Annotated in this window: 13 protein-coding genes and 1 pseudogene; 6 read left to right on the forward strand and 8 right to left on the reverse strand. The window is 41.8% G+C overall.

Annotated features, from left to right (window positions below):
* Nucleotides 1-98 precede the first annotated feature (98 nt).
* Nucleotides 99-455, forward strand: a complete 357-nt coding sequence (locus VV089_RS21900; RefSeq protein WP_334337401.1) for a LytR/AlgR family response regulator transcription factor — start codon at nt 99-101, stop codon at nt 453-455.
* A gap of 38 nt (nt 456-493) precedes the next feature.
* On the opposite strand, the gene tnpC is transcribed toward VV089_RS21900, so the two are convergent.
* The 8 genes and pseudogenes from tnpC to VV089_RS21940 all read right to left on the reverse strand — a co-directional run.
* Nucleotides 494-1,303, reverse strand: coding sequence for an IS66 family transposase (gene tnpC / locus VV089_RS21905; protein WP_334337402.1), 810 nt, complete (start codon nt 1,301-1,303; stop codon nt 494-496).
* A 112-nt stretch (nt 1,304-1,415) separates the two neighbouring features.
* Complete coding sequence (locus VV089_RS21910) at nt 1,416-2,441, reverse strand: tyrosine-type recombinase/integrase (protein WP_334337403.1); 1,026 nt, start codon at nt 2,439-2,441, stop codon at nt 1,416-1,418.
* On the reverse strand, nt 2,438-3,415 hold the full coding sequence (locus VV089_RS21915) for a tyrosine-type recombinase/integrase (protein ID WP_334337404.1): 978 nt from the start codon (nt 3,413-3,415) through the stop codon (nt 2,438-2,440). Before VV089_RS21915 ends, VV089_RS21910 begins: the two co-directional genes overlap by 4 nt.
* An 8-nt stretch (nt 3,416-3,423) precedes the next feature.
* Nucleotides 3,424-4,656, reverse strand: a complete 1,233-nt coding sequence (locus tag VV089_RS21920; protein WP_334337405.1) for a site-specific integrase — start codon at nt 4,654-4,656, stop codon at nt 3,424-3,426.
* Nucleotides 4,657-4,777: 121 nt separating this feature from the next.
* Nucleotides 4,778-5,629 (reverse strand): IS66 family transposase, encoded by an 852-nt coding sequence (locus tag VV089_RS21925; RefSeq protein WP_334337406.1) that lies wholly within the window; start codon nt 5,627-5,629, stop codon nt 4,778-4,780.
* A 274-nt stretch (nt 5,630-5,903) separates the two neighbouring features.
* Nucleotides 5,904-6,260, reverse strand: a complete 357-nt coding sequence (tnpB, locus tag VV089_RS21930) for an IS66 family insertion sequence element accessory protein TnpB (protein WP_334335784.1) — start codon at nt 6,258-6,260, stop codon at nt 5,904-5,906.
* The gene (locus VV089_RS21935) at nt 6,253-6,639 is read right to left on the reverse strand and encodes an IS66 family insertion sequence element accessory protein TnpB (RefSeq protein WP_172542955.1); all 387 of its coding nucleotides are present in this window, start codon (nt 6,637-6,639) and stop codon (nt 6,253-6,255) included. The genes tnpB and VV089_RS21935 overlap by 8 nt, the downstream gene beginning before the upstream one ends.
* Before the next feature lie 92 nt (nt 6,640-6,731).
* Nucleotides 6,732-7,067 (reverse strand): annotated as a pseudogene (locus VV089_RS21940) (transposase); the annotation flags it as partial.
* A 201-nt stretch (nt 7,068-7,268) separates the two neighbouring features.
* On the opposite strand from VV089_RS21940, the gene VV089_RS21945 reads away from it, so the two are divergent.
* The 5 genes from VV089_RS21945 to VV089_RS21965 all read left to right on the forward strand — a co-directional run bounded on the left by VV089_RS21945 (nt 7,269) and on the right by VV089_RS21965 (nt 11,752).
* Complete coding sequence (locus tag VV089_RS21945) at nt 7,269-8,057, forward strand: recombinase family protein (protein ID WP_334337407.1); 789 nt, start codon at nt 7,269-7,271, stop codon at nt 8,055-8,057.
* Nucleotides 7,990-8,226, forward strand: a complete 237-nt coding sequence (locus tag VV089_RS21950) for a DUF4368 domain-containing protein (protein ID WP_334337610.1) — start codon at nt 7,990-7,992, stop codon at nt 8,224-8,226. Before VV089_RS21945 ends, VV089_RS21950 begins: the two co-directional genes overlap by 68 nt.
* A gap of 266 nt (nt 8,227-8,492) precedes the next feature.
* Nucleotides 8,493-8,915: an IS200/IS605 family transposase gene (tnpA, locus tag VV089_RS21955; protein WP_334334760.1), complete on the forward strand. Its 423-nt coding sequence runs from the start codon at nt 8,493-8,495 to the stop codon at nt 8,913-8,915.
* Nucleotides 8,916-9,130: 215 nt separating this feature from the next.
* The gene (locus VV089_RS21960) at nt 9,131-10,144 is read left to right on the forward strand and encodes a virulence RhuM family protein (protein ID WP_334337408.1); all 1,014 of its coding nucleotides are present in this window, start codon (nt 9,131-9,133) and stop codon (nt 10,142-10,144) included.
* A gap of 354 nt (nt 10,145-10,498) precedes the next feature.
* Nucleotides 10,499-11,752: an ATP-binding protein gene (locus tag VV089_RS21965; protein WP_172543521.1), complete on the forward strand. Its 1,254-nt coding sequence runs from the start codon at nt 10,499-10,501 to the stop codon at nt 11,750-11,752.
* The last annotated feature ends 375 nt before the right edge of the window (nt 11,753-12,127 follow it).

Raw genomic sequence — 12,127 nt, forward strand, 5'->3', positions numbered from 1 at the left:
TATAATCAATCTTTCAACAAAAATGAAATAATTCTATAACTTTATATAGCAAAATAACAGCATTTCTAGTAATATTATTGAAAAAGGGAGGATGCTGTATGATGCAGGAAAAGTTATATCTTGCAGTCTGTGATGACGAGCCGGAGGCTCTTGCACAGATATGCGAGGCTTTGCGGAAGGCTTTACACAGAGTGGAATATCGGACAAGCTGTGCGTTGCGTAAATTTACCAGTGGGATGGCACTTTACGAAGCAGCCGTAAAAGAGCGTTTCCATTTGATTTTTCTTGATGTGGAAATGCCCAATGTAAATGGTTTCCAATTAGCGGAGAAACTGCATCTTATGGCTTCTGATGCACATATAGTTTTCGTTTCCGGTTATGAGGATTTTGTGTATGATATATTTGAACACGCACCCTTGGCTTTTGTACGAAAGTCAATGCTTGACTATGAGTAAGCGTCAAATCCTTCGCTCCCTATAAATTGAAGCGCCGCTTATTTGCGGCGCTTACTGTAGCAGTCAGCTGGAAGTGTCTTTGACCACGGCATGAGCGGTTCCAGTCTTGATTCTTCTATCTTTCCATTTGCATAGATGAGTTGGGGCAGCTCTGTCAATAGATGTCTCACATAATAATAAATATTTAGATCGTTCGCACGGGCGGTTTCGGTAAGGCTGTAGATAATGGCACTTGCCTGTGCTCCCCGTACTGTATTTATCGTTACCCAGTTCTTGCGTCCGATTGTAAAATTTCTCAGGGCCCGTTCACTGGCTGAATCGTCAATCGGTACTTCTCCATCCGTGAGAAATACTTTGAGATATTTCTCCTGATTCAGACAATAGTTTAATCCTTTGGCTGTTTCTCCTTTCGGCAGGACTTTCTGGTCAGCCAGTGTTTCACGGATCCACGCAAAGAACTCCTCAACCAGCGGTTTGATTGAGGCCTGTCGTTCTTTTAAACGTTCTTCCGGGGTCAGGTCTTTCAGCGCTCCCTCCAGATCATAGATGGCTCCGATTCTTACGAGCGCCTTGTATGCAATGGATGACCGGACTGCTTTCTGGTTCCCTTTGCCGAGTGCTTTGATGGCATTGGCAAAATGGCGCCTTGCATGTGCCATGCAGTTCGCGTTTGTCACCCCTTCCAGATCCCGTTCCAGTTTATGGTACTGTTCCAGACCGTCCGTCATGAGGAATCCGGTAAAATCTTTATAATACTCTTTGGGGTGGTCGCTGTGCCTTGTCTTCTGGTATTCATATATAATGATCTTCGGCACAGGACTGAGTTCGCCAGTGAGATGAACCCACATATTATGTGAGTAGTCACATAATATGTGTTATGCGCTGAGTTTTTGAGAGGGGCTGACACCTACAAAAATGCTGTATTTCAGCCGTTTATCCCAAAAACTCATAACATAATTATTATCTTGCATTCTGGATAAAATCGGGTATATCCTGATTTTCCGAATGCGGGTGTTCAAGTATATCCGGTATACTTGTTTCAGTTTTTCTTTCTTTCAATATCCTCGAAACAGAACCTTGGTGGATGCGCAGATAAATCTCTGTAGTCTGAATAGATTCATGACCCAAAAAGTTTCTTATATATATGAGTGGTATCCCCGCTTCAAGCATGTGGACTGCTTTGCTATGGCGGAAACTGTGTGGCGAATAATCTTCTTCCTTAAAGTGATTCGGATTATTGCTTTTTGCCAGGGTTACATATTTGCGAACAAGGTTTCGGATACATGCCGTTGTTATCCGGTCAGATCTTTGGCTTGGAAACAGATGCTCATCCCTGTTATCCTTCAAAGTTTTCCCCCTTTCTGCCAGATATCTTTTTATCAGTTTCACGACATCTGAAGAAATGGGGATTTCGCGTGCCTTGTTTCCTTTCCCGTGAATCCTGACAGTGGAAGTTTTCGCAAACGTTAGATCACCGACCATGATGTCACATATCTCCTGTGCTCTTGCACCAGAATCATAAAGCAAAGCCAGTAATGTAACATCCCGGCTGCCAGACTTGCCTTTGGTTGTTGGAATGCCCAATAAAATTCTGATCTCTTCCGCGGAAAAATACGGAAAAACTGTCTTTGGAATCTTTGGGGTCTGTGCCTGGGAAACTGCATTGTATGCCCCAAGTGAAGCTATCTCACGGCCAGACGCATATTTCAGAAATGAAGACAATGCCGATATGCGCTGTTTTTGGGAAGCCGCACTATAATTCTTTTCACTTTGGAGCCACAGCAGATATTCATCCATGGTCTTTGTGGTGATATCCGAATAGTTGATCCTGTAATGCGGAATGTCTTTTATCTCCTTGAAAAACTGGAACAAAGCCACAAATCCATCTGCATATGAGGATATGGTATTTTTTGAACATTTTTTGTTTAATGGTAAATACACGTTGAAATATTCCGCAAGCTGCTTTGTAAATAAAGTCTGTTTCATTCAAGCACCTCCGGAAAGAGCCCTTTATTGAATTCCTCCATTTTATCCAGGATATCCCGGCTGTTTTCGGCTGTCATATGAAGATATTTTTCGGTTCCGTAAAGATTTTCATGCCCCATATATGTGGAAAGCACCGGAATCTCGTTGTACATATCCAGGCCATTGTTATCCATCTGGCGGAAAGCTGCCACTGCAAAGCTATGGCGGAGACAATGCAGGCAGATATTTCTGGCATGTTTTGGGAGGTCTGGTTTCTCTATACCGATATACTGGATACATTTCAGAAAAGCATCCCTTATCCAGGAACATGAAATGGGATTTCCGGTCCTGGAAGGAAAAAACCAGTTTTCTTTTTGGGGAATTCCGCTTATTGAATATATCTTTACATTCTCCGTCAGCGTTTTGTGCATAGGAACGATTCTGTCCCGGTTTCCCTTTGCATTCCGTACATGGATAATACCGTGCTCCAGATCAACATCTTTCGTCTTCAGCAGCCTTATTTCGTTTAACCGGAATCCGCAACCGATATACATTCTCAGCATTACGCTGAAACAGGCGGCATTGTGACGGCGTTTTTCAGAAGCAGAAAACACCAGGATGTCTGAGGCCTGTATCAATGCAGCCAGGTCATCTTCATGAAATATATGCGGGGAATAATTCCTGCTGCTGACTGCTTTCTCCGGTATAAAAGCACAGTATCCAAGTGACCGCAGATATTTTGCAAACTGTATATACGTTGAAATATAAATATTAACTGTATTTACACTGAGTTTCTCTGGAAGGGATGCAATCCAGCCATCAATGGCAGCTGGCGGCAGGCTCCGGCCTCCAAGGCCAGCTTTCTGTAAATACTGGTCAAGTGAGATGAAAATATGACGCATTTTTGAAGTTTTATGGCCTTGGCTTTCTCTTAGTTCCATATAAGAATTTAATTTTTCCTTCAGGCAGCTTTCAAAGCAGATGGTATTTTTCATATGTTAATTCACCGCCTTCCCCGGAAATAAGTGATCAGCTCATTAGGAAAAACGGGCACTTCCATAGCGCATTCCCTCAGCCGTTCCGCCTCAACACGGATATAGTGCCTGGCGGCATCGGGAGAAGTCTGGCCTAATACCTGCTGGATCTCTGGATAGTTTTTTCCTTCTGCAAGAAGATGTGATGCCAGACTTGATCTCAGGGCATGGGCGCCATGTCTTCTGGAAGACGTATCTATGCCGGCCCATGCAATAGCTCCGGACACAACGGCATGAATCCCCTGTGTGCTTAAAGCAGAGGAAATCGGCCTGGGCTGTGTCAGGAACACATAGGGAAGGTCAGAATCAGGCCTTGCATTGTCCAGATAGTCCCTCATGGCTGCATATATTTCGTCCAGTATCGGGTATTCAACAGGAACACCCGTCTTTTGCTGCGTTACACGGATAAGGCCTTCCCCGTGCCGGATGTCTTCAAGCTTTAGCCCAGCTATATCACAGGAGCGAATCCCCAGTCTTGCAGCTATTAGAATAATGCAGTAGTTTCTTTTGCCAAGGCTTGTAGTCCGGTCTATGGAACCCAGTATTTTTTCTACTTCATCTTTCGTATAGACAGAGGGAACCGGCTTATGGCGCGGTACTGACGGAATCCAATGGCTGATGTCATTTTCAATCAATCCGTACCTGCAGGCGTACCGGAAAAACATTTTCACTGCCTTGCGGAAACCTGCCTTATCGTTTGCCGCTATAAACCTTTCATGGATATGTTCTGCTTTTATCATAGGGAGGCTGGATATCCCTATTGACTCCATATATGCCAGAAATCCGGCAATTAAATGTATATGGTGCCTGGTGTTGGTAATGGTTTTTCCTGTCTGGATAAGATAAGCCTCATATCTAGCAACGGCCGCATCATAGCACGAAGATGCATACGGCTTTAACTTCGACTTCGCAGGTCTCCAATGAAAATCTCCGTCCAGCGCATGGTCTAACCGCTCAACCGAATTTCGGTTCAGGTCTGTCTGCTCCTTTGACTGTTTTTTCCTTTGGATCATCTGTATGAAGGCTTTACCAGCGTCAACAGAATACATTCCCTCAAAATGTTCTTCACAATACCCTGCCAGTCTATTATAGATAGGCCTGACATGGTGTTCCACACTTTTGGCGGAATATCCATCCGAGCACATTTCATTGAGTACTTTTTCAGATAACTCGGAGCACGGTTTTGCTTTTTCTTTCAACATAAAAATCCTCCTTAAATGATGTTTTTGATACTATTACATCATAAAGGAGATACTATTATTATGTTATGAGTTTTAAAGAAAAATGGTTCTAATAGGCCATTTCTGTGTATTTAGCCCCTCATCAAAAACTCAGCGCATAACACATATAACTCTTGCTCCCGGCAGGCCTGCCGTCATGGATTACCTCTAAAGGCGTTTCATCACACTGATTCACATGGGCTTCAAGCTGCCGCTTTTTCATCCATTCATACAGCGGAAGAAAATATCTTTCTGCTGACCATATCGTCCAGTTGGACATGGTCTGTTTGGACAGATTCAGGCCATTCTCCTGAAAATCCCGGGCAATGCGGTCAAGAGGATTGCTGTTTACATACTTTGCGTTGATGACTGCCGCTTCCAGGGAAGGGGTTGCGATGCTCCCTTTAAACAGGGTGGCAGGATGATCTCCACGGAGAAATTCATCCTGATGCAGCCCGCCTGTCCCAACATAGACTTTAATGACATGTTTTTCCGCAGTCCACCGGGCTGGCTCAAAACGAAGCTGCCAGAAGATCTCATCCGGCATACTTTTCCAGTTCCCTCTGCCAAAGGCATCATCCAGTTCCTCCGCCGCGACATCATGGGAAATTTCTTCCTGTGGAAAATCCCTAAGATCCTCTTCACGCTGCCCTTTCTTCCTGCGTTTCCGGGGCGGCTTCATGGCGCAGGCAATGGTTTCTTCTATCGTTGGTTCTGGCACATTTTCATTGCAGTTTGCTTCTGCTTCATTAAAAAAGGAAAGCTGTCCTGCGATTTCATCCAGTTTTTCCGTATTACGGCCGAAACGCTGCTGATTCGCAAGACGTACCTGTTCCATGAGGTTTTCATAATCATGCTCAAGCTTGTCAAGACGGTCCTGCATCTGATAGATGACATCGTTCTTGGACTCATGATCCATCGTATTGAGTTCGTCTGGTGTAAATTTTCTGCACATGACGGCCGCCTTTCTTTATAGGTTAAGTATAACAGAAAACAGGAACAGATGCCATTTGGCTCCCAATCGGCCATCGTCATTCTGCCATGCCGCCAGCAGTACACAGATGCCCCATTCCAGCGTTCAAAAATATAGGGTTTTCAAGGTCCAAACGTTTCTTCCACGGTCCATGACAGCAGATAGAAGCTTTCATGCACAGGTCTGCTTCCTACATAAACAGACATTTTTTATGCGCTAAAACAGCGATATATTTTCTCTGTTTTGCACAAATATTTCAGTAAATTTTTTGGGGCTCCACATCTTTGATCTTAGGATCCAGGGGATTTAAACCCATCATCAGATAATGGAACTGGTCTTCCGTAAGTTCGGCAGCCTCCTGTGTATTTCTCGGCCATGACAGTCTTCCAGCTTCGAATCTTTTATATAGAAGCAAAAAACCCGTGCCCATCCACAAAAGTCCTTTGCATCGGTCAGACCGCTTTCCGCAGAACAGAAAAAGAGTTCCTTTTTCAAAAGGATTCTGCCCATACTTATCGCCTACGATTGTTGCCAGGCCGTCAATCCCTTTCCTGAGGTCAACCGTGCCGCAGGCAAGGACTACGCGGCGGATACCGGCGGCATCTTTAAGCATGGGACGCCTCCCTTATGATCAGGCTCAGAAGGGAATCCGAAATATCATTGGTAATCTCGATCTTTAATGTAGAAGTACCGATGACTGCAACTGTGCTGCCTGAAATCATCTGCCCGTTTTTCTTTGCTGAAGAGCAATAGGGAATTTCAACAAAAGAAAGCTCCGGCTTTTCTGCCACTGCAGGAACGGCATCGCTGCTTTTCCGCATTTCTTCATAAGCCTTTTGCCGGAATTTCCGTTGCCAATGATAATAGCTTTGTTCACAGATTCCGTTTTCATCCATCCAGTTCTTTGCCGACTGTCCGGCCGGACGTTGTCCGCATGCCCTAATGATTCCCTTCCAGTATTCGGCACGGACTTCATGAGTACATTGATCCATAGTCTTTAGTTCCTCCTTGAAAAATCTATTGCTTTTTTCAAGTATGGACTAAAAATGACTTTAGCGAAAGGCGAGCGTTTTGACGATTACTAACAAACAAGTGGATGATAACCATTGCTTTGATAATGAAAATTAAAGGCGCTGCCTTCCTGTTTGCCGTATGCATCAAGAAGAGTGGAATCCAGATCCAGAATAACAGCCTGCGGCATCTGAATACTGTAAATTTTATTCCGAAGTATTCTGCCAATCGCAAGAAACTGGTTTAAGGTATCTTCATCCATACGGTTAAAGAATCTGGAAACAGTAGGCTGTGATGCAAGGGCATCTTTTTCAAGTATGGACTTGAATACGGGATCGTTTGTCAGTTCATCGGAATTATCATCTTCAAAATAACCGGCAATGATCATATAGATCATCTGGAGCAAGTTTTATGGTAAGGTGTTTACAATACTCATAAAGGGCTCCTTTTGTTGGTATTATTTGAGATTAGACACCTTAATTTTATCACAAGTGGATGCTCTTTTTTCATTCACTTGACAGGTGAAAAGCAATATTCAGTTAAAATACAGCAACTATGTGGCTTTCAGACACTTTCACGGCTGTGCCGTGAATAATCTAGGAATATGGTTGTGGTGAATGAAAGAGAGGCGGAAATTGTGCGTTATATTTTTTCTCTGGCTATGGAGGGGAAAAGCAGTACGCAGATAGCAAAGCAGCTTTATGAAGAACAGATACCGGCCATAGCACAGATCCGAAAGCCGGACAGGGAGACATCGGATAAAAGGATTTATACCTGGAGCAGCCAGACAATCCGGCGTATCTTAAATAACCGATTTTATCTTGGGAAAATGGCCTATGGAAAAACCATCAGAAAGTCCGTAGGGAGCAGAAGCGGAACCGCCGTGCCCAGGGAAGAGTGGAAAGTCATACCAGGCTGCCATGAGGCATTGATTTCCAAAGAAATCTTTGAGCAGGTATCGACATTTCGGCCGGGCCATTCTACAAAACGGAACAGGGAGAAGCATCCGCTGACCGGAAAACTGTACTGCGGCGGCTGCGGATATTCCCTGAATTATAAGCCAATCCGGGAAAAAAATAAGCACCGGTATTTCGAGTGCCGGAAGCATGCGCTTCTTCAGATACCGGAGTGCTGCACCTATATGAATGCGGATCTCTTAGAAGAAACCGTACTTTTGATGTTGAATAAGGAGCTGATGCTTCGGGGAAACGCTATGAGGCAGAAGGACAATTTATATTCCTTTCAGAAAGCAGGCATCCGGGCTTTGGAAAAGCGCCTTGAGAATTACGGAGCGGAGAAAAGGCGGATGAGGGCAGAAAAGGGCAGGAGAACTGGAGGAGAGATTATCTCTTTTATCCGATGCAGAGGCAGAAGCTGCGAAAAGGCTTCATTGGCTTGAGGATGAATACCAGAAAGCAGAGGCGGATATGAGACAGATTATCCGGTATTCCCATATAGAAAAGCTGACGGAGGAAGTGGCTGATGTTTTTATAAAAAGAATTTATGTTTATAAAGGCAGGAAGATAGAGATCGAGTGGAATTTCTGCGTAGACAGAGGAAGCAGTTAGGGTGAAGGAAGGTAGAATTATATGTATGCAATTTTTACTGCATTAAGTACTACACCAATAAAGACATACTGGTTTTCAGGCTTTTGAGATAAAAAATTATGTTTCTGTAGACCAAGGTTTGTGATAGAATAATGAAATAGACATATATCCCCCATTTGAAATGGGGGCCGAGGCAAAGCCGTAGCGTTGCATAAAGTACTAAAACCTCCTATGCTATAATGATATTGGTTTCGCAGGCCATATCAAAAGCATAGGAGGTATCCAAAATGGATAATCAAAGTATAGCACACACCAGATGGAATTGCACATATCATATTATCTTCATACCGAAATATCGAAGAAAAATCATGTATGGAGAGACGAAGAGAGATTTGGTAGAAATTATAAAGAAATTATGTGAGATGAAACAGGTGCAGCTAATGGACGGGAAGGTATGTATAGATCATGTGCATATGTATGTGGCGATACCGCCAAAGATGTGTGTATCGGAATTCATGTCATATCTGAAAGGGAAGAGTACATTAATGCTGTTTGACAGACATCCGGAGTACCGAACGAAATGGGGAGACAGACATTTCTGGGCCAGAGGATATTTTGTATCAACAGTAGGGAATGTAAATGAAGAAACAATTAGAAAATATATACAAGAACAAGAAGAGAATGACAAGTTAGAAGATGGAAGAAAGTAAAAGGCCCCCTGTAGGGGGCAACTGGTAAAGATGGTATTGCGGAACCCCGCCTTAGGCGGAACCAGTACTATACCCCGGAGGGGTTAAAACTAAACCCCCATTTGAAATGGGGGTTGCTAACTTAGAGAATTTTGGCGCTCTAATCTCGTTAGAAAATTTTATAGACTAAGGGATAAGGTCAATGATAAGTTGGCGTAATAAGGTTAGGTGATTTTATGGATAAAAAAATGCAGATCAGAAATAGTACGACGGACTTTCTTGTTTTTACAAAACAGAATAGTGAAGACAGCATTGAGGTTAGAGTACATGATGAAGATGTATGGCTTACACAAAAGAGCATGGCACAGCTTTTTGATTGCTCAACAGACAATATTGGTTTACATTTAAAAAATATTTTTGCCAGCGGAGAGCTAGATACAGAAGCAGTTACCGAGGAATCCTCGGCAACTGCTTCCGATGGCAAAAAGTATAGGATGAAATTTTATAATCTTGACGCAATTATCTCCGTAGGCTATCGAATTAATTCCATTCGTGCAACCCAATTCAGGCAGTGGGCGACAAAGGTGTTAAAGACCTTTACGGTTCAGGGGTATGTGTTGGATAAAAAGCGTCTTGAAAACGGACAGATATTTGACGAGGAATATTTTGAACATTTACTAGATGAAATCAGGGAGATTCGTGCAAGCGAGAGGAAATTTTATCAAAAGATAACAGATATCTATACAACAGCGGTGGATTATTCTCCTACGGCGGCAACTTCAAAGGATTTTTTTGCTATGGTCCAGAATAAGCTGCATTATGCCATTCATCATCATACGGCTGCGGAGGTGATTGTAGAACGTGCAGATCATAGAAAAGAGTATATGGGGCTGACTACTTGGAAGAATGCACCAAGGGGTAAAATAGTGAAAGCGGATGTCAGCATAGCGAAGAATTATTTGACAAAAGAGGAAATGCAGGACTTAAATCAGTTTGTTAACATGTATTTGGACTATGCGGAGAGACAGGCAAGACGGCAGATTCCCATGACTATGGAAGATTGGGCAAAAAAGTTGGATGTATTTCTTGAATTTAATGAAGAAGAAGTATTGAAAGATAAGGGAAGAGTATCTGCTGAGATTGCTAAAAGCTTTGCCGAGAGTGAATTTGAAAAATACAGAATAATGCAGGATAAACTGTATCAAAATGATTTTGATAAGTTATTGCTTGGAATTGGTGATGGGGAGTAGGAAAGTTTTTTCAATCCGAAAAGAACTTGACAATAATTCATCATCAATTTTGTTTTAACTTGGCAATACCCTGCCATGCTCCCTATGAAATTAAGCGGATTCTAGCGATTTTGGCTTAAAGAAAGTGAAAAAAATTTGTGGCAAAAGCTTGACATATTCGGGGTATGGGGCGTTGTGTGTCGAAAACAGTCTGATTGGTATGTGTAGGTATCCTTTTTCCATATGTTTGCCTGTTGATACATAAGATTGTGTAAATACACATAAAATAGTAATTGATGTTGACTTAAAAATTATTTAGTGATACGATAATATTACTTGGAAATGTGTTAATACACAAAAATAAGGAGCGAAAGCATGGAGATTAAAAGAGATTTTTATCTTGAACAGTTAAAAATAAGAAAAGATAACGGAATGATCAAAATTATTACAGGAATCAGAAGATGCGGAAAATCTTTCCTGTTATTTGTGCTATATAAGAAATATTTATTGGAAAGTGGAGTGGATAGTAACCACATCATTGAGATAGCACTAGATGGAATTGAAAATGAGGAGTTGAGAGATCCAAAAAGATGTTATCAGTATATCAAGAATGTAATGAAGGACGAAGGGAAATATTATTTGTTTTTGGATGAAGTGCAGTTTATGCCCAGATTTGAAGAAGTACTGAACAGTCTGCTTCGCATAAGTAATATTGATGTATATGTAACCGGAAGCAACTCTAAATTTTTATCCAGCGATATTATAACTGAGTTTAGGGGCAGAGGTGATGAAATTAGAATTTATCCTTTGTCCTTTGCTGAATTTTACGCAGTTTTTGACAGGGATTATGATGATGCGTGGAATGAGTATATGATATATGGCGGACTTCCGCAAGTGGTACAATTTTCAGTGGAACGTCAAAAGGCAGAGTATTTGAAAAATATTTTTGCAAATGTTTATCTCAAGGATGTAGTTGAGCGAAATAAGATTCAGAATGTGGATGAGATTGGAACTTTAGTGGATATACTTGCTTCTGCCATAGGAGCGCCTACAAATCCAACGAAAATATCGCATACATTCAAATCAGAATGTGGTATCAATTATAGTAACAAAACTATTTCCAACCATATTGATTATTTAACACAAAGTTTTCTGATCTCTAAAGCCAGTCGATACGATATTAAAGGTAGAAAATATGTGGGTGCAAATCTAAAGTATTACTTTACGGATGTAGGACTTAGAAATGCCAGATTGAACTTTAGACAACAGGAGCCTACTCATATTATGGAGAACATTGTTTATAATGAGTTACTTGTACGAGGTTATAATGTGGATGTTGGTATTGTAGAAGTGTATGCAAAGAGTAGCGAAGGAAAAACCATTCGTAAGCAGTTGGAGGTTGATTTTGTAGTAAATCAGAGCAGTCAGAGATATTACATTCAGGTAGCTTATGATATGGCTTCTGAGGAAAAGCAGATACAAGAGCTTAATTCACTTCGAAATATTCCAGATTCATTCAAGAAGATTGTTATCTTGAATGGTACAAAAAAGCCGTGGAGAAATGATGAGGGATTTGTGATTATGGGGATGAAATATTTCCTTCTCAATGCGGATAGTTTGGAGTTTTAGTAAGAGACTGGTTCCTGAATAACGATATCTTGACTTTGGTGATCCGGCAGAAAATTACTTCCGATCAAGAGCGTTTCCGGAAGATTTTATAGACAGCAAAGAAGTACTGGGAAATGTAGTCTGGTATTTCGCATCCTTTGGCGAAGCGATTCGTGATTTTACTGTTGAAGAATTTTGTCAGGAAGATGAAAGGGATGCGGGAAAAAGCTATAAGATTAATGATTTTCATAAAATGGCAGACAATCAGGAGAGGGAATTAATTCCATTGAAACTGGAATCAAGTGATACTCTAAAGATGTTTGCACTCTATCCGTCCTTAAAAGATGCTCAAGAATAATATTTTAGGTGCAGAAAAAAAGTTAAAAGGAGAAAGCA

Source organism: Candidatus Merdisoma sp. JLR.KK011, assembly GCF_036941125.1.
Lineage (GTDB): Bacteria > Bacillota > Clostridia > Lachnospirales > Lachnospiraceae > Laedolimicola.